This window comes from Blautia sp. HCP3S3_H10_2, assembly GCF_052122375.1.
Lineage (GTDB): Bacteria > Bacillota > Clostridia > Lachnospirales > Lachnospiraceae > Blautia_A.
This window is the reverse complement of record NZ_JBQKCL010000018.1, coordinates 50726-76844: the sequence shown is the minus strand read 5'-3', so window position 1 is coordinate 76844 and position 26119 is coordinate 50726. Positions and strand designations below refer to the sequence as shown.

Below are 26119 nucleotides of genomic sequence, written 5' to 3'. Positions count from 1 at the left end.
ACCAGTTCCTTTTTTTCAGACATATCCTAAAATTTTATCCACACACACACAAGCTTGTAAATACAAGTATTTTGGAAGTTATCCACATTATCCACATGCTTATGCACATTTTCACATCAGGTTCCATGTGGATTCTTATGTGTATAAAGTGCTTAACATAATATTACGACACCGCTCGACAAAAATCACAGTTTTTCTTTAATTTTCTGCATTTTCCTGGTTTCCCATAAATATTATGCGCAACTGGGTTTCCACATTATCCACATTATCCACATTGTAATCCACACACAGTCGCTGATATCCACCGCCCAAAATCTGCTATTCTCTTTTAAAAAATGTTGTGCTATAATGCAAGCATCAAACTGGATGTCCCAAAGGAGAATCCCCATGATCAAGTTACATAGCACAGGGCTTAATGATGCCACTGTTTTATCCAATATTTTTATTGACCGTTTTATGCCAAAGGCTAACGGTGAATTTGTAAAAGTATATATTTACCTGCTTCGCATGCTGGGCAGACCAGGCGCTGCTTTTGGGCTTTCCCAGATGGCAGACTCTCTGTTCTGCACAGAGGGGGACATTCTCCGCGCGCTAAAATACTGGGAGAGCGAAAATCTGGTCACACTTTCATATGAAGATAATGCTCTGGCAGGGATTACTTTAAGGACGCCCTGGAATGAGGATGACGTCCTTGCCGCAGTGGCACCGCAGCAGACAGATGAAGCTGATTCGGCGGCTGAATCTGTTTCTAACGTTCCTTCCACCAGTCCTCTTTCCGAGGTCAAGCCCCTTACTCCGGACCGGGTGAAAGAGCTGAAGCAGAACGAGGATATCATCCAACTTCTTTATATTGCCGAGCAGTACCTTGGTAAAACCCTCACGCCTACAGAGACACGCAAGATTCTGTTTTTCTATGATGAACTGCATATGTCCGTGGATCTGATCGATTATCTGATTGAATACTGTGTGGGACGTGACCACCGCAGCATCCGTTACATAGAGACAGTGGCTATGGCCTGGAGGGAAGAAGGAATCACCACAGTTGAGATGGCCAAGGATTCCACATCCCGCTACAGCAAAGAATATTTTTCCGTTCTGAAAGCCATGGGCATCACGAACCGTAATCCTTCCGATGTGGAAATTTCCCTGATCAATACCTGGACGAAGGATTATGGCTTTACAATGGAGCTGATTCAGGAAGCCTGCTCCCGTACTGTCCTGCAGACCGGACAGCCAAGTTTCCCATATGCAGATAAGATTTTGCAGCGCTGGAAGGATAAAAATATCCGTACCCTGGAGGATGTACGTCTCCAGGATGCCCAGCACCAGAAGCGCAAGCTGGAAAAGTCTGTTAGTAAACCAGCACAGCAAAAATCTGCTGCACCTAACCGTTTTAATAATTTCCATCAGAGAGATTATGATTTTGCAGAATATGAGAAGAAACTGCTCAATAAACCGAATTAACCCTGTCATTTATAGAACAAACATGTTTTAACTGGAAGGAGAATTTTTAATGCCCTTACAGAATTACCAATATGATACGATCATGCGTGAATATAACCGCCGGCAGGCCCGCAACCGGCGTCGGCAGGAGGAGCATCAGACTGAGGCCTATGAGAAGCTTCCACGTCTCAGGGAAATTGATGAGGAGGTTGCCACATTAAGTGCGAGGAAAGCACGCGCCCTGATCAGCCGCCAGGAAACTGGTATAGAGGATCTACGCAATGATATTGCACTGCTTTCCCAGGAGCGCACTGCTCTTTTGTTGTCAGCCGGCTATCCGGCTGATTATCTGGAGATGACATATACCTGCCCGCTTTGCCAGGATACCGGCTATATCGGCAGCCAGAAGTGCTCCTGTTTCAAGAAAGCTGAGATAGAACTTCTGTACACACAGTCAAATTTGAAAGAAATTCTTGAAAAAGAGAACTTTGACCACTTTTCATTTGACTTTTATTCTGATACAATAACAAATGATTCAACGGGACTGACCGAACGTGAGACTGCGCGCCGTGCTTATCATCTTGCGAAGGACTTTATTGCTGACTTTGATAATTCCTTCCAGAATCTTTTTTTCTATGGCGATACAGGCGTGGGTAAGACCTTTCTTTCCCACTGCATTGCTCATGATCTTCTGGACAGTGCACATTGTGTACTGTATTTTTCTGCATTTGAGCTTTTTGATTTTCTTGCAAGCTCTGCTTTTTCCAGAGGCGGTGATGCCCCTGATGATGAACCGATTTTTGACTGTGACCTGCTGATCATTGATGATCTGGGCACAGAGCTTACTAACAGCTTTGTATCCTCACAGCTTTTCCTGTGTATCAATGAGCGGATCATGCGCAAGAAATCTACAATCATTTCCACAAACCTGAAACTGGAAGATTTCTCAGCAACTTATTCTGAGAGAACCTTTTCCCGTATTGCCAGCAACTATCAGATGACCAAGCTTGTGGGAAAAGATATCCGCATTCAGAAAATTTTTTTAGGAGGAAAGTAAAGAATGGCACAAGAAGAATTGACTACACTTCCCGTTGGAAGACTGGGATTAGTTCCTTTGGAAAGCTGCAAGAGCCTTGGGCAGAAGGTCGATGAATGGCTCGTTCGGTGGCGTAAGGAGCGTGAGCATTCAGAATCAGATTCTTTCGCCTTTGAAGGATACAAAAGAGATTCCTACACGATCAAAGTTCAGAACCCGCGTTTCGGTTCCGGTGAAGGCAAATGCGTGATCACTGAATCAGTCCGGGGTGATGATATTTATATTCTTGTAGATGTATGTAACTATAATATCTCTTACCCTATCGGCAAATATACGAACCTGATGTCTCCTGATGATCACTACCAGGATCTGAAGCGTGTGATTGCAGCGATCGGTGGAAAAGCCCGCCGTGTGAATGTAATTATGCCATATCTTTATGAAGGCCGTCAGAGCAAGCGTATCGGAAGAGAGTCTCTTGACTGCGCGACCGCCCTTCATGAACTGATCAATATGGGTGTTGAAAACATTATCACTTTCGACGCACATGATCCACAGATCCAGAATGCTACACCGCTTCATGGATTCGAGACAGTCCAGCCTTCCTATCAGTTTATCAAGGCTCTTCTGAATCATGAGCAGGGACTTCATATTGACAATGAGCACTTCATGATCATCAGCCCGGATGAGGGCAGCATGAGCCGTGCTATTTATCTTGCTAATATTCTCGGTGTTGACATGGGTATGTATTACAAACGTCTTGATTATTCCAAGAATGTAGATGGCAGGCACCCTATCGCTGCTTATGAGTTCCTTGGACCAAACGTAGCAGGCAAGGATATGATCCTTATTGACGATATGATTTCTTCCGGAGATACTATCCTTAAGATTGCTTCTCTTTTGAAGGAAAGAGGTGCCGGCAGAATTTTCCTCTGCTCCACTTTCGGTCTGTTTACAGATAATCTTAAAAAGTTTGATGAAGCATATGCCGCAGGCGTATTTGACAGGCTTCTTACTACAAACATGGTATACCAGTCTGATGAGCTTCTTGCAAAACCATATTACATTTCCTGTGATATGAGCAAATACATTGCACTGATCATCGATACTCTGAATCATGATATGTCTGTAAGCCATCTTCTGAATCCGGTTGACAGAATCAAGCGCTGTGTAAACAAATATATGGCTCAGTATGAGAAATAAGAATTAAAGACTAGGAAGGGCTGACACGATTGTTTGTGTCAGCCCTTTTTTGTTAAAACTTCCAATAAACCAATTATCTTTCATTTTGCCAAAAGCTTTGCCATGTTCTAGCTACGCCAACCAAATTTAGGCAAAATTTCCGCAAAATGGGGCGTGCAGATTGCAGGAATGATTTTTCAAACACGCTCTAGTTTGCAGTAATAAGCACTACCTGCCTGGACTGCTTTTTCAGCCATCTTTCCACCCGTCCAAGCAGTTCTTTATTAGTTCCACTAAAAATATCGTCCAGTACTACCGGAAGCACTTCCTCAACTGCAAACAATTCGCTTGCTGCCATTCCAATAGAGAAATACAGAAGCTCCAGTTCTTCACTGTCCAGATTTTCAGCTTTTATGGTTCCAGTTTCTGTAACAAGCTCAATGCTTTGCCCCTCATCTCCATAGAACTCCATATATTTTCCATTTGTAAGCTCTCGGAAGATTCTGGAAGCCCGTATCCGTATCTTTCTGCCTTTCTTCAGATAAATATCCCGTGATAACATTTCGATTGTATCCAATGCCAGGGTAAGGGCCTGTGTTTCCATATCCTCTGAGGTAGGCAGTGCCGTCTCTGCCTCATATTCCTGATACTCACTCTGCAGATTCGTAAATGCAGTCAGCTTCTCTTCATAGCTTCCATTGATGTCTTCCCTGCTAGATTTCAGTTTTTCCTGTTGCGACTGCAAATGCACTTTTTTCTTCTTTTGCTTTATAAATTCCGTCCGCAGTTTTCTTCTTGCAGAAAGCGTATAGATTACAGTTGCTATTGCTGCGAGGACACACACATCCATCCCTATTTTAGACATTTCATCGATTAGCTGGAATCTTCCAATAATACCCACAATTCCAACAATAATAGCCAAAAGCCCAGCAATCACCATTCCAAGATTCTTTTTCTCTATGGCCTGCAATTGCGTTTCAATTACTGCCGCTTCTTCTTTTCCGGCTGTAGAATGGATTTCTGCCTGTTCCTTGGCAACCTGTCCCTTTTGACCGCGCAGACTGTCCAGTTCATTTTCCAGAATTTCCAACTTACCGGCAAGGATTTCTTTTTCCTTTTGAACTGTTTTCTGGCTGCGTTCCTTCTGCGTAAGATATCCCTTCCGCCACATTTTCAACATCTGTTCTGATCTTCCAAGATCCACCAGCTGGTCAGCACTTTTACTAAGAATCATAAGTTTACTTTGAATCTCTTTTGCCTTTTCTGTTGGAGAAATACCGCCAAGAGGCTCTACCAGCATAACATTATCAAATATGGTTTCGCTGATTCCGCCAAGAAGCTTCTTCATTGGTTCCTCTTCCATATTCAGAAGTTTCTGGTCATCTTCACAGAACAGTTCACATTCCTCTGTTTCTATGCCAGATTTCCGTGTTAACCGGTAATTTTTTCCAGCAGCCTGAAACCATATTGTCCCGCCGTGTTCCTCTAATGGAGCAACATCGCTTCCCTCTGCCTGTAAACCATTCTTCCCCCTGCCTTCCTCTGGCATTCCAAAGAACATATTTTTTACAAAAATAAATACAGTATTTTTTTCAGCTTCATCCGCCTCATAGACCACATTCATTCCAGGAGATAATTCAATGGATTTATTATGAAGTCCACCAAAATCATTTATTAATATGCGTTTTAAAATCATATATTTTTGTTACCTCTTTTCAACTGGAATGTCTGGTTTCCAGCAATGCCTGCAGACCATAATAGAACGCCTTATCTTCCACTGTATTTCTGTTTTTTTCCAGAAAAAAGTGTATATAATCCCCTATCAATGTCCCGGCATACTTCTCCTGCAGCTCTTCCAGATCATACGCAGGTCTTGTCTCATCCAATACTTCCGTAATATTTCCAAAAGACTTTAACTTCTCCGGAATCAGAAAAAGTTCTGGTTTCCTTTTCCCCTGAAGGATTATCCTGTATATATTCAGACCACCTCTTCTGAATATCTCATCCTTCAATTTTTCCTCGATAGACAACTGGGTACTTTCCTCATTTACGGTAATCAGTAACTGGCTGTATGTCCTTACAGAAAACGGAACAAACCTGGTTCTTATTTTTCCATTTTCAATTCGTCCCTCAATGTAGCCATGTTCCCCGAAATCATTGTTTTTGACAGGTTCCAGCGCTCCACTGTAAGCAGCCATATCCCGGATCACATTTTGTGGTGTATGAAAATGGCCAAGTGCAATATAATCAAAGCCTGCACCAGCAAGTGCAGCCACATTCACAGGGCAATGTTTTTCATCCCCACCGTGGGCTAAAAGAATATGCACACCTTCTTTCTTAGCAGGACGCACGTCATCATACATGGGCTCTACAATTTCCGGATGCTCATAACTCATTCCATATACATATATGCCATCTTCCGGATTCTCCACACAGGTAACCCTTTCTTTCTCAAAAAAAGTAACATTAGGTGCCCAGGGAAAGCTTCTGTAAAAAGAATCCGCCTTCAGATAATCGCTGTCTCCAGCCATCAGGTAAATCCTGGTTTCTGGAATCCCTGAAAACAGCTCATTAACTTCCTTTAGTTCGTGCGGCAGTGGCTGGCGGTGAAACAGATCTCCGGCTATAAATAACAAATCCACCGGATTTTCGCGGATACCCGCAATAACCCGGCGGAATGTTTCCCAGATTTCATTCGCCCGCTTCTCACTCCATGGGCAGCCCCTGTCTGGAACCGCTCCAAGGTGTACATCTGCAAGATGAATAAATCTCATTCTTTTACCTCTTTTTATAAATCGCAGTTATTAACTGTTCTCGGGAATGGAATCACGTCGCGGATATTACCCATTCCTGTAAGATACATTACGCAACGCTCGAATCCAAGGCCGAATCCAGAATGACGTGTAGAACCGTATTTACGCAGATCAAGGTAGAAATCATAATCTTCTTCCTTCAGTCCAAGCTCGTCCATACGTGCTTTCAACTTGCCATAGTCATCCTCTCTCTGGCTTCCGCCGATGATCTCGCCAATTCCAGGAACCAGGCAGTCCATAGCAGCTACCGTCTTGCCATCCTCGTTTGCTTTCATATAGAAAGCTTTGATTTCTTTCGGATAGTCAGTAACAAAAATAGGTTTCTTGAAAATCTGTTCTGTCAGATAACGCTCATGCTCTGTCTGCAGATCACATCCCCAGGATACTTTATAATCAAATTTATCATTATTCTTCTCAAGCAGCTCGATTGCTTCTGTATAAGTAACACGGCCAAACTCTGAGTTTGCTACATGGTTCAGTCTGTCAAGAAGTCCCTTGTCTACGAAAGAATTAAAGAAATTCATTTCCTCCGGAGCATTCTCCAGAACGTAGCGGATCACATATTTCAACATGGACTCAGCCAGATTCATATTGTCCTCAAGATCAGCAAATGCACATTCTGGCTCGATCATCCAGAATTCGGCTGCATGACGTGTAGTATTGGAGTTCTCTGCACGGAAAGTTGGTCCAAATGTATATACATTACGGAATGCCTGTGCAAATGTCTCACAGTTCAGCTGGCCGCTTACTGTCAGATTTGTCTCTTTACCAAAGAAGTCCTGGGAATAATCAATGTTTCCTTTATCATCAGTAGGAATATTGTTCAGATCCATTGTAGTAACCTGGAACATTTCACCAGCGCCTTCACAGTCACTTCCAGTGATCAATGGTGTGTGTACATAAACGAAGCCTCTTTCCTGGAAGAATTTGTGGATCGCGTATGCACAAAGAGAACGTACACGGAATACAGCCTGGAATGTATTTGTTCTGGAACGGAGATGTGTGATTGTTCTCAGATATTCAAGGCTGTGACGTTTCTTCTGAAGGGGATAATCTGGTGCGGAAGCTCCCTCAACAGAAATCTCTGTAGCCTGAATCTCAAATGGCTGCTTCGCCTGCGGAGTCGCTACAAGAGTTCCCTTTACAATGATCGCAGCTCCTACATTCAGCTTGGAAATCTCAGCAAAATTATCCATTGTATCATGGTAAACAACCTGAAGTGTCTCAAAATATGTTCCATCATGAAGAACAATGAATCCAAATGTCTTGGAATCGCGTACGCTTCGTACCCAGCCACCGACTGTAATCTCCTGATCCAGGTATTTCTCACGCTCTCTATAAATCTCTTTTACTGTTGTAAGTTTCATAATTTAGTTCCTCTTTCTCCTCATTTTTCCAAACACTCGTTTCTCTATAGTATAGACTATTCCTCTTATTCGCGCAAGGATATTTTAATTGATTCGTGTATGATTCATGCATGATTTCTTGCAAAATTCTTTAACTGAAAAGAGATCCCGGCCCGCAAACATCCAGGCTGAGATCTCCTCTTTTGTAAATTCCGTAAGCTTTTATTTCGATGAGTTTTATCAGTTTTTATTTTTCAGTTTCTATCTTTTTCAGCTTTTAATGCGTAGTCAGGTAATCCAGACAATATTTAAATATCCGCTTATACGTCTTCGTAGTATAATGCAGACCATCATCTGTGGTCACATCCTGACCTCCACCTCCCAGATTCGTTCCATAACCGTTTCCAAGAAGGTAGGAATAGGTATCAATATATCCATAGGAACTGCTTAAGCCACTTTTCATAACAGAATTGAACTTGCGGATAACCTCTTCTTTTCTTATGGAATTTCTGCCTAAATACTCAATCGTCTTACTGTTAACCGGATTCACAGACATGATAAACAGCTTACAATTTTTCTTCTGAAGATTTCCAGCAATTTTCTGTAAATATTCTACATAATTGTACATATTTCCAGGATCGTTGACACCCAGGTTAAAAATTACAGCTGTTGGCCGTTGCACGGAATAACTTGATTCAGCAAGTTTGAGAATCGAATTGATTCCCTCCTGTTTCAGCCAGTCAAGCCCCTTTCCTTCCTGACACACAAAATCAATATCTCTTGTAATGCCAGAATCTGTACCAAATTGTCTCTGTAATGTAAGCTCCATACGGACAGTTCTGGAATCTCCCACAAATATTATGTGGTTATATCCCCTGCTGCCACTTCCATTTCCGATTCTCCATCCACTAGAGGCAATCAGATCAGAAGCCGTCAGTTCTTCCTCATAAGCTCGGTTAAATACAACTGCATAAAGCTTCAGGTTTCCATTTACCGTAATCGTATCTCCTGCTTCATAACGGGGTGCTGTTCTCTTACCAGGCTGGACATCCCATCCCATAAACGTGTATCCCGAAGCATTTCGTACAGATGGAAGTGTATAAGTGTTTCCAGAAGAAACACTTTCTGTCTTATAAACAGTACCATTGTTTTTGCAAAGAGTTACCGTAAATGCTTTGCTCGTTTTGTATACCGCATAAAGCTTCTGTGTTTTCTTGATCCGTACTTTCTGTCCTTCTGTATATGTAGCTTTTGATGCATTTTTGCTTGTACTCCATCCTAAAGCTTCATACCCATTTTTCACAGGAACCGACGGTAAAGTCATGTAGCTATTACGGGTAACCGATTTGTTCAATGACTTAAAACTGCTGTTGCTACTTCCATTGGAATTATAAAAGTAAACTTTATATACACCAACCTTTTTCCGGACTGCATACAGACTTATGTTCTTTTTCAGCCGGATTTTCTTACCTGCGGTATATACCGCTTTCGTCGCATTTTTCTTCGTAGACCACCCAAGATTCTGATAGCCTGTCACAGATGGAACTGCTGGCAGCTGAATCCTGGATCCCGCCTTCACCTTAACCCGAAGATCTGTATAAGAAGGCTTTCCGCTGGTATTCCAGAATCTGGCAGTAACATACTGGGTAGCAGCCTGCACGGTCTGTACACCACCAATGGTAGTCCCCTTCTCATTTCCTACAGACATTCCGGACACTACCAGCATAACCGTCAGCAAAATCCAGAAAATCGCACTTTTCTTTTTTTTATTTTCCATAGACACTCCTCTGCTTTTAAATGTCTCTCCTGTTCCCTTTAGTTTCAGTATAATAGAAAACCTTTTTTCTTTCAACCTTTAAACAAGTATTTTCACATTTTTGTTACATTTTTGTTACTGACATATTGCAAAGAAGCTGTTTTTCAACATTTTTACAGTACCTGGATAAAACGCATAAATGCATCTCTTCCCTCTTCCGTACATTTATAGACTCCTGCATCTTCCAGAACATGTACAAATACATTTCCAACCTCTTTATGCAGAACTTCTTCAATATTACTGCGGTCGAGATGATCATATTTCGGAAGAAATTCTTTTACCCATTCTGCATGCTTCTCAATTTTCTCATTGGATGCAACATCCTTTCCTTCCAGAATATAATCTGCCAGAAGCTCCAGCTCTTCTTTCAGTCTTGCCGGAAGAACAGCAAGTCCCATAACCTCGATCAGACCAATGTTTTCTTTCTTAATGTGATGATACTGGGCATGCGGATGATATACTCCAAGAGGATTCTCCTCTGTAGTAATATTATTTCTTAAAGTCAGATCCAGTTCATACATATCACCCTTTTTACGTGCAATCGGAGTAATGGTATTGTGTGGTTCCCCATCTGTCTCAGCAAAAATAAATGCATTCTCATCTGTATAACCTCTCCATACCTCCAGCACATGTGTCGCAAGATCTATCAGTCTCTTCTCATCTTTATGACGGATACGCAGTACAGAAAGCGGCCATTTTACAATGCCAGCCTCTACATCTTCATATCCTGGAATAGTTACATGTTTCTCAATTTCAGCTTTCGCCATTGCAAATGTATAATGTCCTCCCTGGAAATGGTCATGGCTGAGAATAGAACCGCCTACAATAGGAAGATCTGCATTGGAGCCAAGGAAATAATGCGGAAACAGCTTTACAAAATCAAACAGTTTAATAAAGGTATTCCGCTCGATTTTCATAGGTGTATGCTGGAAATTGAATACAATACAATGCTCATTATAATACACATATGGAGAATACTGCATTCCCCATGGGCTGTCATTAATTGTAATTGGAATAATTCTATGATTTTCCCTTGCCGGATGATTTGCACGGCCTGCATAGCCTTCGTTTTCCGGACAGAGCAGACATTTCGGATAACTGCTTGATTTTACAAGCTTTGCAGCTGCAATTGCTTTTGGATCCTTTTCCGGCTTGGAAAGGTTGATCGTAATATCCATAGTTCCATAAGGAGAATCCACAGTCCACTTCTGATCTTTCTTTACACGATAACGTCGGATATAGTCGCTATCCTGGCTCAATTTATAAAAATAATCTGTAGCTTTCTCCGGTGATTCCTCGTATTTCTCCCAAAAAGTCTTCTGTACCTGGGCCGGACGTGGCATGAGGCAATTCATTAATCTGGTATCAAACAAATCCCTGTAAACCACACTGTCCTGAATCAGTCCACGTGCTACAGCTTCATCAAGCAGCTCTTTCAGAACTTCTTCCAGATTAATGTCTGAATATTCTTCTGCTGGTTCCATGTATTCGTCTTCTTTAAAAACATCAAGAAGAAGATTTGTTGTGTAATTTTTCTCACAGGCAGGTGTTAATCCTGTTTCAATTCCATACTGTACCAGTTTTTTGATATTTTCGCTTAACATTTTTCTGTCCTTTCCTGTTACTTTATTTTATGCTCCCAATTGTTGCTTTTCAATTGTTGCTTTCATTTATGCTTTCTACATAACTGATAAAAATATTACCAGCCTTTTCAAACAGGTCCGTACTGTCATTCATACCATACGGGTAAGTTTCACCTTTTACCGGGTCATACAGATAGGTGTTATACTCATCATACCCAATGATCAATACACAGGTATTGTCTCCTGTTTTGGCTATCACAGGTCTCTGGGCACTGATCTCATATAATACACTGTCCAGGGTGCAGCCAGAAAGATTTATAACTGTTCCCTCTGCTCCAAGAGCCTCCTGCAAAGCAACTGTATCTGTAGATGCAGTCTTCATCGCTTCTGGAATATCCTCCAGGTTAAGTGTCAACTTGGTTTTCTTATTACCGCGTTCCCATACATACTGCTGTGCACGGTTCAATACCACGCCAGTCTGTTCATCAGCCCGTAATACTGCAAGTGCAGGATCTGTATAAATACCATCCAGACCACCTTTTGCGTAAACATAATAAACATTCTCATCTGGAACCTGGATATCCAGAACAACACGGTCATCACCTGCATTTTTCATTTTTGCATATACAACCAATGCATCCTGTATCTCCGGTGCCTCATCAAGTGACAGTCTTACCTGTGTTCCGGTTCTGTTATTGCTTACCAGTTCTATTGAAGCAATGCTTGCCGCAGCTTTTGTATTATTCAGAATATTATCTTTATTAACTAATTTATAACCTTTTTTTGACTTTTTAGACAGTTCAAATTCCATCATGGTATTTCCCATGGTCACATTGGTTATGTATAGTCCTTCCTGATGATATTCCTTTTTTAAGGTTCCGTCAAACCCCTCAATACGGATAGTATGAATACCTGTAGTCTCCCGCCCGTTACTGTCTGAGATACGATCTCCATCTACTACGATTCCGTACACAAGATCCTCATTCATAAAACCGGTTAACGTAAGTGTCTGTCCTTGCGACGGTGCAAGAGTTCTGGTTTCCAATGTTTCAAAATCTATTTCTTTTATATATCCTGCACTTTCACCATTCTGGATCACCCATGCAGCATGAGCTCCTGTGTCTGATACGGCAAATGCATCTGTCCGGATATCCTGATCCAGAACTTCGCTCTTTCCATCTGTAATATTTATTCTGTAAAGCTTCTGTGCAAATAATAAAAATAACGAATTATCTGTACTTACATATGATAAAGTCCCAAGATCTTCTTTCAGAAATTCATAGGACTCCGTAGACGGAATAAATACTTTTTCCTCCACAACATTCTGGTCATTGCTGTAATGATATACACATACCCCACAGTATCCTTCCCGTATTCCACGGTTCATATATCCGTACAGAACGAAATCAACATCTCCATTATCTTCCACGCGAATGATTTTTATATTATGCTCTAATCTCGCATCTCTGAAGTCCCCATCATTTTCTTTACGGAAACTGAATATTCTGGAAAACTTTCCATCATCCGGTGAATATGACCACAGATCTCCTTCCTGAACAAATGCGATAACCCCGGCATTTTCATTCATCATATATTCTACATTTCGGTCTCTTACGCCAAGAAGAAGGCCTTTATCCGAAATACTTATGGAACTTTCGCTAAATACCTGAGATGCACTCCTGTTGAAATCCAAAAGCATAATTCTGGTCTCAGTATAACGCATCCGGTAAAATTCTGTCACATCATAAATTTCCTGTTTTCCCTCTCCATTGGTTGCTACAATCTGATATTCCAGGGAAAGACTGGCTGTTGTTTCATTTATGTCCTTTACAACCGGAATACCTCTCCTGTAAATCTGGGGACTTAAATTTCCCCAGCTTATCTCTGCAAATGTAGAATTGATATTAACAGATGTATAATTCGTGGCACTTCCTGAATTATCTGGTTCCAGATAACTTGTCAGATCCTCTGCAGATGCCTTATCCATACATTTCTCATAAAAGCTTTGTACAAATTTTACATACTGTGCAGCGTTCACATTCGATCTTGATACCACACGTGTATAATAATACGCAGTTCCTTTATTTGTCTCCAGAGATATCTGCAGGGAATACTCCTGATTCATAAGAAGATCACTATTTATCTGGATCTTTGTTGTCAGATAGCTATCCTGTTTGTCAAGACTTTTCACTTTACGATTTTCAAGTACCTTGCTTCCATCTGAAGTACGGATTTCATACGAAAAGCTCTTCACCTTTGTATCATAAGGATTTATAACAAAAGATAATTCCCTGGATGTATCTAACGGAGTTACACTATCCCTGATAAAATCTGTTTGCATGGGCTGTGCATATCCATACATTCTGTTTGCGTAATTTCCATCAAAATCAACCATTATCTCCGGAAAAACCGGATCATTCATATCAGAGCGGTCATCCGTTGTCTCGCTATTCAGCAGAAAAGAGCTTCCTGCTACGCCGAGAACAAAAATAAACAGGAGAATCACTGCCCTGCGCAAAAATTTAATCATCTTTTCTCCCCTTAATTTTCTGAATGTACCTCCCCCTCTGGGTACAAAAGTCGTTCCAATGTGGGATTAATATGCAGCGAATCCATAAGATCCGCAGCTTTTTTCATATTCTTTTTGTTTCCAGTTTTCACAGCACGGATAAGAAGATTCTTCGGAGTATGTTCCATGTCTATAAATTCCAGAAGCTGTGTTTCATATCCCATACTTTCCAGAAGATTAGCCCGGATTCCATCTGTAACAAGCGCAGATATTCTCTCTTTGAGAATTCCATACTTCAAAACCGGCTCCAGCATTTCATTTCTGATCTGACGATTTACCTCATGCTGACAGCATGGCACTGATAAAATCACCTTTGCGCCCCATTCTACCGCCTTTGCTAGAGCATAGTCCGTCGCTGTATCACACGCATGAAGCGTTACTACCATATCTACCGCGGAAACGCCTTCGTAATCGGCAATATCTCCCTGATAAAAGTGTAATTTCTTATACCCATATTTTTCAGCAAGCTCATTACATTTTTTTATTACGTCCGTCTTCAGATCCAGGCCTATTATATTAACATCATAGCCTTTTAATTCTCTCAGATAGTAATACATGGCAAATGTAAGATAGGATTTCCCACACCCAAAATCCAGTATCGTTACCTCTCTCTGCTTTTCAAGCCTCGGAAGGATATCCTGAATAAATTCCAGGAACCGGTTAATCTGACGGAACTTGTCATATTTCTGGGTAATAACTTTCCCCTCTTTATTCATAACCCCAAGGTCAACCAGAAACGGTACCGGAATATTTTCCTTCAAAATATACTGCTTCACACGGTTATGCGCCAGTATCTGTGGATTCTTCCCCATCTTTCCCAGCATGTCTGTATTCTGCGCATCACTTTTCCCCAGTTCGTTTCCAGGATGACGTTTGGTCTTTATTGTCATCCTGCCTTTTTTACTCACCAGAACAGTTCCGTCCAGTGCCATCCCACTGGCCTGAAGTTGCAAAAAATTGTTCAGCAGCTCATTTTTCAGATAACTGATCAGTTCTTTCTTTGGGTAATTCTTGTGAAGTACTTTAGGTCCTACCGTTTCAGAAGCCTGGTAAACCACCTGTCCTTTAATTTCCACAGGACGTACCTTGATCTTTGAAGGTCCTTCTCCCTTGTTGCCGCTTAAGACAATCTGATTTAGCTGTTCATTTATCTGCTCTTCTAAATATTCATCTATTGTTTTCATAGTTTATTCTATCGTTTTCATATTATATTCTATTTTCTTTTATATTCTGTAATCCTATTTGCTCATTTTCGTAACTGTTCAGAGCCAGCCCTTAAATGGATTTTGTTAAAAAACCTCCTGGCTCTGAACAATTACACACTTTCTATCATCTGTAAAAAACCCCACGGCACCGTCTTCTCCGGCATCTTCTTCTGGATATTTCATGAAAAAGCAATACTTCCACCAAATCTCCCAAAAGGCCGTCTGACATTGCCTCTACATCGGACTCCTTTTTTACCTCATCCATGATTTTGGTTCCAAGATGATAGAGCATATACCGATCCGGATGCTCATCATACAATCTGCTGCCTTCGTAATCCAAAAGGTCGCATTCTTCTTCCACTTTTTCCTGAATTTTTCTTGCAGTCTCCGGATAATATGATTTCATCAGGGAAAATTCTTTCTCCTGCTCCATTTCCCCTCTGTAAATCATGGGATTTGCAAAGCTGGTGTAAAATGGATAAAAATCTTTATATATCATATCAGCATTCTGATTCCTTTTCCATTTCACTTTCAGTATATGCAACAGTGTTCCATCAGGTCAATTATGCCATTTTTGCCAGCATATTAAGAGTAAGATTCACACTGTGTATAGCAGCTGCTTTTTCAAATTCTCCGTAATCCATCTGTGCACTTCCATCAGCTTTGTCTGAAATAGCACGAATGACAAGGAATGGAATTTCATTCAGATATGCAGCCTGTCCAATAGCTGCGCCTTCCATTTCTGTCGCATATGCTGAAAATTCTGACACGATTCTATCCTTTACATCCTTATCACAGACAAACTGGTCTCCGGAAGCGATCCTGCCTTCAAATACCTGAATATCTGGATTCACTTCACGGCATACCTCGCCTGCAAGTTTGCGCAGCATCTCATCAGCCGGAAAGAAAAATACAGGCATCTGAGGAATCTGGCCTTTACGGTATCCAAATCCCGTAGCATCCATATCGTGCTGTACAACATCTGTAGAGAGCACAATATCCCCAATATTGATATCTTTATTCAGGCTTCCTGCAACCCCTGTATTTATAATTGCATCTACACAAAATACATCTGCCAGAATCTGTGCACAGATACCTGCATTTACCTTTCCGATTCCGGAACGGACTACAATCGCTTTCTTTCCGGCTAAAGTTCCCTCAAAAAATTCCATAGAAGCCTTTTTTATAATCCTGACATTCTCCATTTTTTCTTTCAGAATTGCAACTTCAACTTCCATTGCACCAATAATACCAATTGTCTTCATTAGGCATTCTCCTCTATTTTTATCTCTTATTTAAAAGTAAACTGATTCTTTCTCTGCCATTATACCAAAACTTCTTCCCATATCCAACTTAAATTTGGCATGGAAAGTTATATTATGTTCTGTTATAATAAGAACAGGTGCAAATATTTGTTTCCGACTTTATAAATACAATTGGAGGAAAAGCAATGGAATATAAAACAAAAGGTGTTTGCTCTATGGCAATCCAGTATGATCTTGATGATGAACAGAAGGTTCATAATGTGAAATTCATTGGTGGATGTTCTGGCAATACCCAGGGCGTTGCCAAACTTGTAGAAGGCATGCCAGCCAAAGAAGTAATCGCACGTCTGGAAGGAATCCAGTGTGGCCGCAGACCAACTTCATGTCCAGACCAGCTTGCTACTGCTTTAAAAGAAGCACTTTCATGATCATTTCCCCGGGATCTTAAGTCCCGGGGATTTTTATTCAACTATTTTTTATTATTCAACTATATTGATTCGTTCTGTATCCATTTTACTTTCTATACAGGTACAATTTTATCTCTTTCAAATATCATTTCTGTCCCATTTATCACATAAAGACTGCACATCCCGGGAAAATTTCTCCAGATCTTTATTTGGACATCCTTCATTTTTGCGGATAACTGACAACAGACGATATCCAAGGGCAAGAAGCTTTTCGTATACCCTCGCAGCTTTGGACGCTTTTTGAACAGTGGAAGTTTTCTCAATTTTAACGCCTTGTGCTTCATACAGGAATTCTCCTGTAGCCAGGTCAAACTCAGTTCCACTAAATGGAGCGTAGGCATCATATCCCAATTCATCGCGCAGTCTCGACGCAAACAATTCGGTCACCGTATCCTCACCATGAGTCACAAAAACCTTCTGCGGCTTTTCTTCAAATGCCTTTATCCAGTCAAGTAAGCCATTTACATCTGCATGCCCACTGATTCCAGGCATTCTGCTGATTTTAGCTGCGACATGCACGGGTTCACCAAAAAGCTTAATCTCCTGTGCTCCTTCCAAAAGCGCACGGCCCGCAGTTCCAACAGCCTGATATCCTACAAAAAGAATGGTACTATCCTCTCTCCACAGATTGTGTTTTAAATGGTGCTTGATTCTTCCGGCATCACACATTCCGCTGGCAGAAATAATAACTTTACTTTCTTCATCAAAATTGATTGCCCTTGAATCCTCGCTGGTTACTGATATCTTTAGCCCCGGAAAGCTAATAGGATTAATCCCTTTCCGGATAAGTTCCAGTGCCTCTTCATCGAAACAGTCATATTTATGATTTCCAAAAATATTAGTTGCTTCCACAGCAAGAGGACTATCTACAAAAACCTTAAAATTATCATGTCCATGTACCAGTCCTTCCGCCTTGATCTGGCGGATAAAATACAGCATCTCCTGTGTTCTTCCCACTGCAAAAGACGGAATCACAACATTGCCGCCTCTGTCAAAGGTCTCCTGAATAATATCCGCAAGAAGTTTTACATAATCCGGACGTTCCCCGTGGCTCCTGTCTCCATATGTGGATTCCATTACCACATAATCCGCTTTCTTAAAATAGACAGGGTCTTTTATCAAAGGCTGATTTTTATTTCCAATATCTCCAGAAAATACAATTGTCTTTTCTATACCATCTTCACAAATATTTACTTCTATGCTGCTGGAGCCCAGAAGATGACCTGCATCAATAAATCTTATCCGAAGACCCTCTCCAAGGATAATTCCCTTTTTATACGGACAGCCTACAAAATTATGAATTATCCCCATGGCATCTTCCATAGTATAAGCCGGAACAAATTCCGGTTTTCCCTGGCGTTTCGCCTTACGGTTACGCCATTCAGCCTCAAACATCTGGATATGGGCACTGTCACGAAGCATAATATCACACAGATTGCAGGTAGCTTCTGTGGCATAAACCGGTCCCTTAAAGCCTTTTGCATATATCGCCGGCAGATTACCAGAATGATCCATATGGGCATGTGTCAAAAGCACAAAATCCAAATCTCCCGGCGAAACAGGAATATCTTTATTCTCGTAATAGTTTGGCCCCTGCTCCATTCCACAATCTACAAGGAATTTTTTTCCGGCAGCTTCAAGATAATAACAGCTTCCGGTAACCTCATGAGTTGCTCCAATAAAAGTGATCTTCATACAGATTCCCCCTTTTACCCAGAACTATATTTTTATAGATGTTTAGTACCTATCTTCTAAAGGCTTTGCTCTGAACTATTATTTATTATCTATAATATGCTGAACAGTGCTCACAAACCTGGTAGAGTCTGCCTGACTTGCCATGCTTCCAGCCAGAATTCCTATTGCAGCCAATAAAGCAATTCCTGCCGTCATTCCCCATTTATACCAGGGCTTTCTCTCTTCGCTTTCAATTGAAAGCAATTTGTCACAGAACTCCGCTATAATATCACTATCTTTTTCGAGAATAGATACTTCTTTTCTCTCTTCCATTTCTGGCAATGTATCCTGATCCGCTTCCAGTGTCTCTCTCTGAAACTTTTCTGTTTCCTCCCATGCGCCCGGAAATCTTACGATTTCAGCGGATCTTATTTCTGCATCACTGTTCTCTTTTTCCTCGTCCAGCATTCCCTCAGCTTTTAGCCTTTTCAAAAAACGCTGGTAAGATTTATCTATCTCCTCCGAAGAAATTGGCGTATCGTCCTTCCTGTCTCCAAGAAGGCTCTCCTCTATCATTTTTGCTTCTCTGATCATTTCTGCTTCCAGCAGCTTATCTGCCTTCTCGTCTTTTATTTCTTTGTTCATATTTTCTCCCAGATTTTGCAACTGTTCAGAGCCAACTTCCAAAATGCTCTGCATTTCGTCGGTGCGGCGTATCTGCCAAATGGATTTTAACAGTTACCATATTTTCTTTTCTTGACAATTTCCCTTCATGGGTTCATATTTATACAATAGGTGTAATTTTCCTAAACAAATACATTAACAAAAACAATTATTCAGGAGGATCCTATGAAACATATTATCCTTACCGGCGGTGGTACTGCCGGACATGTTACCCCGAATATTGCCCTGATTCCTGCATTAAAGGAAAAAGGTTATGAAATTTCTTATATCGGCTCCTACAATGGAATCGAAAAAAAATTGATTGAAGAACTTGGTATTCCTTATTATGGAATTGCATCCGGTAAATTAAGAAGATATTTTGATTTAAAAAACTTCTCGGATCCATTCCGTGTTGTAAAAGGTTTCTTTCAGGCAAAAAAATTAATGAAAAAGCTTAAACCTGATGTTGTTTTTTCCAAAGGTGGTTTTGTAACTGTACCCGTTGTAATTGCAGCGGGAAAACGTCATATTCCAGCAATTATCCATGAGTCTGACATGACTCCTGGTCTTGCCAATAAATTATGTCTCTCTTCAGCAGTTAAAATATGCTGTAATTTTCCTGAGACAGTCAACAATCTTCCAAAAGATAAAGCAGTTCTCACAGGTACACCGATCCGGCAGGAGCTTCTTCATGGAGATAAAGAACGCGCACGCGCATATTGTGGTTTCAACTCAGAGAAACCAGTTCTGCTTGTGATCGGAGGAAGCCTTGGTGCTGCTTCTGTAAACGAAAATGTAAGAAAAATTCTCCCGGAACTGTTAAAAGAGTTCCAGGTAATTCATATCTGTGGTAAAGGAAAAATGGATGAAAGTATCCAGTTGACAGGTTATGTTCAATACGAATATGTCCAGGAACAGCTTCCTGACATGTTTGCACTTGCAGATGTGGTAATCTCCCGTGCAGGAGCTAATGCGATCTGCGAACTTGCCGCACTTTCCAAGCCAAATCTCCTGATTCCTTTATCCGCAAAGGCAAGCCGCGGCGACCAGATCCTGAATGCACGTTCATTTGAACGCCAGGGATACAGCATGGTACTGGAAGAGGAGGAAATCACAGAATCCACTCTTATGAGTGCCATCCGCAAGCTCTATCTGGATCGTGATAAATATATTGCGGCTATGTCTGCAGGCAAAAACTTAAATTCCATTCAGCATATCGTCGATCTGATTGATGAATGTGCCCATTAATATCCAGCATACCCCTGTTGCATACAGGGGTATGCTTTTTTTATTAAAGTTACTCTTTTTCCAATCTCTCAAGTTCTTCTAAAAGCCAGTTTCTCGCTCTAAGCACTCTGTTGTTTACATTATTTCTTGTATACCCAAATTCCCGCGCTACTTCTTCTGTCGGAATGCCTTCCATTACCACTCTCATAAAAATCATATAGTTTACCGGGTTTTTACGGTGAAGGTTTTCGAATGCCATTGACAAATACTGTCTTTTTTCCATTCCCAGTAACGCAGCCTCTGCGCTTTCTGTCGTCCGATATTGCATTTCTGCTATATCATTATCATACATTACTTCCCGCTTCACATATGATTTTCTCAGGTAATCTCTGCCTTTGTTTGTTGTTTTCCACACTACCAGCGCATGTAGTCTCGCTTCACAAGAGACATCCAGTCTTTCCTTAATTCCATAAAAATACATGAATACTTCCTGGGTTACATCTTCTGCGGTAAAACGGCTTTGTACAATTGCATTGGCAACTTTCACTGAGACATCATAGTAGCGATCATAAAATGCCCTGAATTCTTCACTATTCATCTCTTGTACCCCGTTTCTTTTCAGTTTTTCATTTTCTCCAGGATTTCATTTTTCACTTCATCTGTCAAAGTTCCAGGTTCCCAGGTAATTCCTACCTTATCCCCTTCATATCTTGGAATCAGATGCATATGAAAATGAAATACAGTCTGACCTGCCTGCTCTCCATTGTTCTGGACAATATTAAATCCATCGCAGTTAAGTGCATCTGTCATCTTGGTTGCCATTTTCTTAGCCAGAATCATCGCTTTTGCAGCCATCTCGTCAGAGATTTCATAAATATTTGCAGCATGTGTCTTAGGCAAGATCAGCGCATGTCCTTTACTTGCCGGTCCCAGATCCAGAATTACCCTGAAATCCTCGTCCTCATATAATGTTGCTGCTGGAATTTCGCCATTGGCGATTTTACAAAAAATACAATTATCCATAGTCTTATTCCTCCCAAAAGAATATATAAATAATACGTTTGTAAACGTTGAAAATCACATTTTTTCTAAAAAAAAATTTTATTTTTTTATTTTCTGTCGAATAATCTCGATTTCTTTACTACGATTTCATTTGTCATTTTATGAACCTGATGTTACACTTCACATGAGGTGAGCTTATGCAAAATAACAATTTATCAAATATTAATCCAGATGAATTTCATCTGATACTCTCCCGTTTTTCCCACGAAATCCGCAATCCCATAGCACTTATCGGAAGTGAGCTTCAGATGATCGAGGATACCCATCCAGAAGTAACTGACTTTGATTACTGGAATGACATTGCTGCAAATCTGGAATACACAAAAGAACTTCTGAACAATCTTTCAGACTATAACAACGCTTATAAACTCATGCCACAGAAGACAGAATTGCCTCCCTATCTGAGAGCAGTTCTTTCCAGTATCCGACCAACCTATGACTATCTGGGAATCAAGTTGACTGTACAGATTGCTCCGACACTGCCATCCCTTTTTATTGACCGTGTCAAACTAAAACAGGCATTACTAAACCTTTTTCGCAATGCTGCTGAAGCCATCACCGAGTCCAACGGAAATGTGACCTTCCGTGCAGTCTCTTCAGACAATGGCATACATATTTCCATCACTGATAACGGATGTGGCATACCAGCAAATCAGTTTGGACAGATTTTCACACCGTTCGCCACCTCTAAGAAAAATGGAACTGGTCTTGGTCTGGCGATCACCAGACAGATCATCCTCTCACACAATGGTGAAATCTATGCTGAAAATGCCGAAGACCAGGGAGCTGTATTTCATATACTTCTTCCTGAAAACTTCCGCGGATGATACAGAATAGCGGCTAAAATAAAGCCACAGACCATTCCACCAACATGTGCAGCATTATCAACACCAGTACTTGTAAATCCAAAATATAAGGAAAAACCTGCCAGGATCAGCATCTGGCGTCCAGAAATATCCCGAATTCTTCCACGATGGCGAAGCACTACATAAACCATAGCTCCCATCACAGCAAATATAGCGCCAGATGCACCGGCAGATACTGCGTATTCTGTTTTTTTCATCTCCATTGCAAGAGAAAAAATATTTCCTCCCAATCCTCCAAGGAGATAGATAACTATAAATTTAACTTTTCCAACTACCGGTTCCAGACGTTGTCCCAGAACAAAAAGAACCAGCATATTATTAGCAATATGATATATTCCAAAATGCAGGAACATACATGTAAACAACCGGTAGATTTCACCATTTTCAAGGATCAGCGGCGGATAAGCTGCCCCACATTCAATCATATGGACCGTATTTTCAGATCCGCCGGTAAAATCTACAACAAGAAATATCAGCACATTCAGAAGTATAAAAAGAACCGTAACTGGTTCTTTTTTTATTCCTTCCACTTAACCACCTCGATATTTTCAGCTTACTATAAGGATTAGCCTTATTACTTTCTGATAATAAGGAAAGTATAGCACAATTTCTCTGATACCTCAACATTATTTCAAAAACACATATCTGGCCTGCGCAAAGTCCACTTCATCCTGATCCTGAAGGCAATAGTCCTCATCGCCTTTTAGCATTTTTCCATTTACAGATGTCCCATTGCGGGAATTTAAATCCGTCAGATAATACTCTCCATCTCTTCTGCGTATTTTTGCATGAATTCTGCTCACAGTGGGCAGATTCACCACAGCATCTGCTGCTGTTTCCATTTTTCCAATCACAGTCAGATCATCCTGTAGATAAATCGTGGCAAGTTCTCCTGGTTCCCGACTTACAAGGGTTGCCGGTCCGCTAACAATATTTGCAGATAGTACTACTGTTTCGCCACAATTTTTCTGTGATATTGACATTTTTGTTTCTTCTGTTATCTTTCTTTTTTCTCCTGCTATACTTTTTTCTTCTGGAGCAGTCTCTCTTTTTCCATACCTTTGGATATTTTTTTCCTGGACATCCCTTTCCTGGATATTTTTTTCCAGCTCACTTATTTCTTTATCAAATGCATATGATTTGCCTATATTTTCTTTTACTTCATTTTCCACTTCACTGTTTTTTTCTCTTTTTCTCTTCCTCATAGAGACAAGCCAACAACTCAGCATTCCAATTCCCATACCAGCTATGATCACTCCCAGGATTACTGCCACAGAAATTTGTGGAAGATAACCTAAAGTTTCTGCTGTTACTACCAGCAACGCTACTACAGCAGCTCCCACACACCATAACAGGATTCCTTTCGTATTTCCCAAACGCCGACTGCCTTTTTGTGTCGGTTCCTCATCCTGCCACATAAGACTTTCTACACCTTTTTCTAAGGCTTGTTCTTCTATTTCGGTCTTACCTTCAGTTAATTCTTTTTCTATATTTTCGTTTATCTCCCCTATATTTACGCACTTATGGGGTTCCAAAAACAGATCTGCTTTCTGCGTATTTAACATACTACCCGTTTTCCCTGTTTCTTCCCGTTCCTGGTACAATTCTTTTTTTATATATTCCAGATGAAAGCTGTCTTCCAAGGCTCTACGATATATTCCATATCCAAGCATTACTGCCCTTGAATCCTCATGATCCAATATGGGAAGAATATATTCGGTTAACTCCTGGAATTTCTCACGAATGTCCTGATCATACCCTGGAAGATAGCAGAAATAGAGTTGTCTTCTTTCTACATCCACATACATATATTCCGGTTTTAAGATTAGTCTGCATGGATTCAGCAGATATTCTGCCATTTCTTCCATCACCTGTACAAAGCCCCCCAGAATCATCTGCAAGTCTTCATATCCCATCTTTTTTTCTTCATACAGAGACAAAACCGACTGCTTGGAAGTAATATCAAAGCACACCATAAACTGTCCATCAATCCCTTGCATTCTGCATTTAAGAATTGACGGAATGGTATTTCCTACCAGCATCCGCATCTGGTATGAAGAAGTGTCCGGTTCTTCCTTTTCATACAACATCAGATAATTTCCGTTTATATCTCTTTTATACTCAGCTCTCATCCTTATTCCCTCAGTTTTCTAACAACATCCGTAGCGCCTTTAACTTTCCTGATCCACGATACTGGTTTTATTACTTTTACATTTCCCTGCACCTGAAGATGACTATTGATTCCTCCGAATACTGAAAATACATCTAAATTATAAATCACCTGAATCTTATTTCCTTCGCTAGCCTGTAGTTTCAGATTTTTACTACTGAAAAAGCCAGTATTTCCAAGCTCTTTTCCTTTCTTTAATGCTTTATCCCCGATTTTTCCATCTGGTCTTGCAGCTTCCATACTGCCATCAAGTACGGCTTCATATGCAGCCGCCGTAAGCCAGGCCTTGTTATGCATGTAAAAAAACAAATATAAAGTTACCATCAAAACCAATAAGATAACAGGCATCAAAAGTGCTGCTTCTATCGTCAAACTTCCCTGTCTCACGTCTCTTTTCAATAGATCAATCCCCCTATGTATCCAAGCAGCAAAAACGGCACAAGCGGTATTTCCTTCTTTTTTCCATTCATGGGTAAAACCAGTAAAATAATCCCCCAGAAGCTGCAGCATAAAAGTCCCAACAAAAAAGTAGTCAAAAGTTCCCCAAAGGATAAAACCGTTCCAAGCGCGAGCAATAATAGACCATCTCCAATTCCCACTGCACCTTTTGACACTATGCCCAACACGATCACACTGCCGCCTATCCCGGCAGCGGCCAGCCAGTTTATACCTATCGTTCCAAGAAAACAGGCCCGAACTGATCCAACTATTCCGAATATTCCTACCGTCAAAAGTGAAACTTCCCTTGTCCGTATATCTTTCCAGCTATTAACACCTAAAAATGTAAGAATACACACCTGTTCCATTTTTCCACCCCCACATTCTATTTCTATCTTCTTTCCTCAAACTTATTTCCGAAATTCAAACTTCTTTCGCTAATCTGATCAGCCACATCGCTTACATGCATGCAATTTTCCAACATCTGATTCTTTTACCATTCTCACAGTTCTTTTTAATCCACTACAGTTTTTATCGTTATGGTACCGATTCCCGGATTCTGTTATATATACCGTGCTTCCTGGTTTTTGCCCTCTGCTGCAGCTTTCGCAGGCATGGTATTTCTCTCCATATTCATTCCGCATCGACGAAATACTGCCTCCTGATACCTTGGTAACAGACAGATTAAGATGACTACAGTCCAGCTTTTTGTGATATACGGAGCCCGAAGCAGTAACATATACCATTTTCTCATGTCTGTCACTATTTTCAGTGCCACCCTCGCCCTGATCTTCCCCCGTCCAGGCGTGTACTTTCACTGTATTGTACATCCAGATTGCTGGAAGCGGTATCATCCCACTAACCGGTTTATATTTATATATATCCGGAAGTGTAATATCTCCCACATCACTTTCTCCTGCTGTATAAGCATACATCCCAGCCGTTTTTGCGTTCTCGCAAAGCTTGCTCAAATGTTCTGTCTGTATTCTGTAAACATCTAAAAAAGAGGTCATTGTAACCATTGCAAAGAAAAACAAAGGCAATACAATAGCAGCTTCTACTGTAAGACTTGCTTTTTTTAATACACTTTCCATTTTTCTCCAAAAGGTGCACAAAGACACTTTCCCCAAAAGGACTCCGCCAGAACCCGGGGATGTTCTGGCAGACCATTTTCCCAGAGAACTCTTCCTTCTTGTTTCGCTCTTTTTGAAAATTTGTATATCTTTTCTCATTCCTATTTTGATCAGTACTCCCATCTCCTTTCCGGGAAAGCATCCTTCTGCACCTTTTTCTCAAA

The 26119-nt window shown here is 40.8% G+C and carries 25 protein-coding genes; 7 read left to right on the top strand and 18 right to left on the bottom strand.

Annotated elements, in window-relative coordinates:
- The first annotated feature begins 387 nt into the window (after window positions 1-387).
- The 4 genes from ACTQWB_RS16675 to ACTQWB_RS16660 all read left to right on the top strand — a co-directional run bounded on the left by ACTQWB_RS16675 (window position 388) and on the right by ACTQWB_RS16660 (window position 3880).
- Complete coding sequence (locus tag ACTQWB_RS16675) at window positions 388-1464, top strand: DnaD domain protein (RefSeq protein ID WP_441502558.1); 1077 nt, start codon at window positions 388-390, stop codon at window positions 1462-1464.
- A 49-nt stretch (window positions 1465-1513) separates the two neighbouring features.
- Window positions 1514-2500 carry an ATP-binding protein gene (locus ACTQWB_RS16670; protein WP_441502557.1) on the top strand — a complete coding sequence of 329 codons (987 nt, stop codon included), beginning with the start codon at window positions 1514-1516 and terminating at the stop codon, window positions 2498-2500.
- A gap of 3 nt (window positions 2501-2503) precedes the next feature.
- On the top strand, window positions 2504-3679 hold the full coding sequence (locus ACTQWB_RS16665) for a ribose-phosphate pyrophosphokinase (RefSeq protein ID WP_441502556.1): 1176 nt from the start codon (window positions 2504-2506) through the stop codon (window positions 3677-3679).
- A gap of 153 nt (window positions 3680-3832) precedes the next feature.
- A complete protein-coding gene (locus ACTQWB_RS16660) occupies window positions 3833-3880 on the top strand; it encodes a hypothetical protein (RefSeq protein WP_441502586.1) in 48 nt (15 codons plus the stop codon).
- Here ACTQWB_RS16660 and ACTQWB_RS16655 read toward each other — a convergent pair.
- The 9 genes from ACTQWB_RS16655 to ACTQWB_RS16615 all read right to left on the bottom strand — a co-directional run bounded on the left by ACTQWB_RS16655 (window position 3867) and on the right by ACTQWB_RS16615 (window position 16255).
- A complete protein-coding gene (locus ACTQWB_RS16655) occupies window positions 3867-5354 on the bottom strand; it encodes an ATP-binding protein (RefSeq protein ID WP_441502555.1) in 1488 nt (495 codons plus the stop codon). The two genes, ACTQWB_RS16660 and ACTQWB_RS16655, sit on opposite strands and share 14 nt — an antisense overlap.
- 19 nt (window positions 5355-5373) lie before the next feature.
- Window positions 5374-6432: a metallophosphoesterase family protein gene (locus ACTQWB_RS16650; RefSeq protein ID WP_441502554.1), complete on the bottom strand. Its 1059-nt coding sequence runs from the start codon at window positions 6430-6432 to the stop codon at window positions 5374-5376.
- 14 nt (window positions 6433-6446) lie between these two features.
- A complete protein-coding gene (asnS, locus tag ACTQWB_RS16645) occupies window positions 6447-7838 on the bottom strand; it encodes an asparagine--tRNA ligase (protein WP_441502553.1) in 1392 nt (463 codons plus the stop codon).
- Between the two features lie 256 nt (window positions 7839-8094).
- On the bottom strand, window positions 8095-9594 hold the full coding sequence (locus ACTQWB_RS16640) for an InlB B-repeat-containing protein (RefSeq protein WP_441502552.1): 1500 nt from the start codon (window positions 9592-9594) through the stop codon (window positions 8095-8097).
- Window positions 9595-9746: 152 nt separating this feature from the next.
- The gene (gene galT, locus ACTQWB_RS16635; protein WP_441502551.1) at window positions 9747-11237 is read right to left on the bottom strand and encodes a UDP-glucose--hexose-1-phosphate uridylyltransferase; all 1491 of its coding nucleotides are present in this window, start codon (window positions 11235-11237) and stop codon (window positions 9747-9749) included.
- 49 nt (window positions 11238-11286) lie between these two features.
- Entirely contained in the window at window positions 11287-13746 is a 2460-nt protein-coding gene (locus ACTQWB_RS16630; RefSeq protein ID WP_441502550.1) for a hypothetical protein, read from the bottom strand.
- A gap of 11 nt (window positions 13747-13757) precedes the next feature.
- Complete coding sequence (locus ACTQWB_RS16625; protein ID WP_441502549.1) at window positions 13758-14969, bottom strand: class I SAM-dependent methyltransferase; 1212 nt, start codon at window positions 14967-14969, stop codon at window positions 13758-13760.
- A 145-nt stretch (window positions 14970-15114) separates the two neighbouring features.
- Window positions 15115-15489, bottom strand: coding sequence for a hypothetical protein (locus tag ACTQWB_RS16620; protein WP_441502548.1), 375 nt, complete (start codon window positions 15487-15489; stop codon window positions 15115-15117).
- Between the two features lie 64 nt (window positions 15490-15553).
- Complete coding sequence (locus tag ACTQWB_RS16615; RefSeq protein ID WP_441502547.1) at window positions 15554-16255, bottom strand: 5'-methylthioadenosine/adenosylhomocysteine nucleosidase; 702 nt, start codon at window positions 16253-16255, stop codon at window positions 15554-15556.
- A gap of 185 nt (window positions 16256-16440) precedes the next feature.
- Between ACTQWB_RS16615 and ACTQWB_RS16610 the strand changes: the two genes are divergently transcribed.
- Complete coding sequence (locus tag ACTQWB_RS16610) at window positions 16441-16683, top strand: TIGR03905 family TSCPD domain-containing protein (RefSeq protein WP_021925966.1); 243 nt, start codon at window positions 16441-16443, stop codon at window positions 16681-16683.
- 117 nt (window positions 16684-16800) lie between these two features.
- Here the strand turns inward: ACTQWB_RS16610 and ACTQWB_RS16605 are convergent, their stop codons facing one another.
- Window positions 16801-18417: an MBL fold metallo-hydrolase RNA specificity domain-containing protein gene (locus ACTQWB_RS16605; protein ID WP_441502546.1), complete on the bottom strand. Its 1617-nt coding sequence runs from the start codon at window positions 18415-18417 to the stop codon at window positions 16801-16803.
- Between the two features lie 78 nt (window positions 18418-18495).
- Window positions 18496-19041, bottom strand: a complete 546-nt coding sequence (locus ACTQWB_RS16600) for a hypothetical protein (protein WP_441502545.1) — start codon at window positions 19039-19041, stop codon at window positions 18496-18498.
- A 204-nt stretch (window positions 19042-19245) separates the two neighbouring features.
- On the opposite strand from ACTQWB_RS16600, the gene ACTQWB_RS16595 reads away from it, so the two are divergent.
- Window positions 19246-20307, top strand: coding sequence for an undecaprenyldiphospho-muramoylpentapeptide beta-N-acetylglucosaminyltransferase (locus ACTQWB_RS16595; RefSeq protein ID WP_441502544.1), 1062 nt, complete (start codon window positions 19246-19248; stop codon window positions 20305-20307).
- A gap of 49 nt (window positions 20308-20356) precedes the next feature.
- Here the strand turns inward: ACTQWB_RS16595 and ACTQWB_RS16590 are convergent, their stop codons facing one another.
- Window positions 20357-20884: an RNA polymerase sigma factor gene (locus ACTQWB_RS16590; RefSeq protein WP_441502543.1), complete on the bottom strand. Its 528-nt coding sequence runs from the start codon at window positions 20882-20884 to the stop codon at window positions 20357-20359.
- Window positions 20885-20904: 20 nt separating this feature from the next.
- Window positions 20905-21309: an HIT family protein gene (locus ACTQWB_RS16585; RefSeq protein WP_441502542.1), complete on the bottom strand. Its 405-nt coding sequence runs from the start codon at window positions 21307-21309 to the stop codon at window positions 20905-20907.
- A 176-nt stretch (window positions 21310-21485) separates the two neighbouring features.
- On the opposite strand from ACTQWB_RS16585, the gene ACTQWB_RS16580 reads away from it, so the two are divergent.
- Window positions 21486-22175, top strand: a complete 690-nt coding sequence (locus ACTQWB_RS16580; RefSeq protein WP_441502541.1) for a sensor histidine kinase — start codon at window positions 21486-21488, stop codon at window positions 22173-22175.
- Here ACTQWB_RS16580 and ACTQWB_RS16575 read toward each other — a convergent pair.
- From ACTQWB_RS16575 to ACTQWB_RS16555, 5 genes are all read right to left on the bottom strand, one after another.
- Complete coding sequence (locus ACTQWB_RS16575; RefSeq protein WP_441502540.1) at window positions 22142-22744, bottom strand: rhomboid family intramembrane serine protease; 603 nt, start codon at window positions 22742-22744, stop codon at window positions 22142-22144. The two genes, ACTQWB_RS16580 and ACTQWB_RS16575, sit on opposite strands and share 34 nt — an antisense overlap.
- Before the next feature lie 96 nt (window positions 22745-22840).
- Window positions 22841-24346 carry a DUF6382 domain-containing protein gene (locus ACTQWB_RS16570; protein WP_441502539.1) on the bottom strand — a complete coding sequence of 502 codons (1506 nt, stop codon included), beginning with the start codon at window positions 24344-24346 and terminating at the stop codon, window positions 22841-22843.
- Between the two features lie 2 nt (window positions 24347-24348).
- On the bottom strand, window positions 24349-24783 hold the full coding sequence (locus ACTQWB_RS16565) for a TadE family protein (protein ID WP_441502538.1): 435 nt from the start codon (window positions 24781-24783) through the stop codon (window positions 24349-24351).
- The gene (locus tag ACTQWB_RS16560; protein WP_441502537.1) at window positions 24780-25190 is read right to left on the bottom strand and encodes a prepilin peptidase; all 411 of its coding nucleotides are present in this window, start codon (window positions 25188-25190) and stop codon (window positions 24780-24782) included. The genes ACTQWB_RS16565 and ACTQWB_RS16560 overlap by 4 nt, the downstream gene beginning before the upstream one ends.
- Before the next feature lie 78 nt (window positions 25191-25268).
- Window positions 25269-25916: a hypothetical protein gene (locus ACTQWB_RS16555; RefSeq protein WP_441502536.1), complete on the bottom strand. Its 648-nt coding sequence runs from the start codon at window positions 25914-25916 to the stop codon at window positions 25269-25271.
- Window positions 25917-26119: the final 203 nt, after the last annotated feature.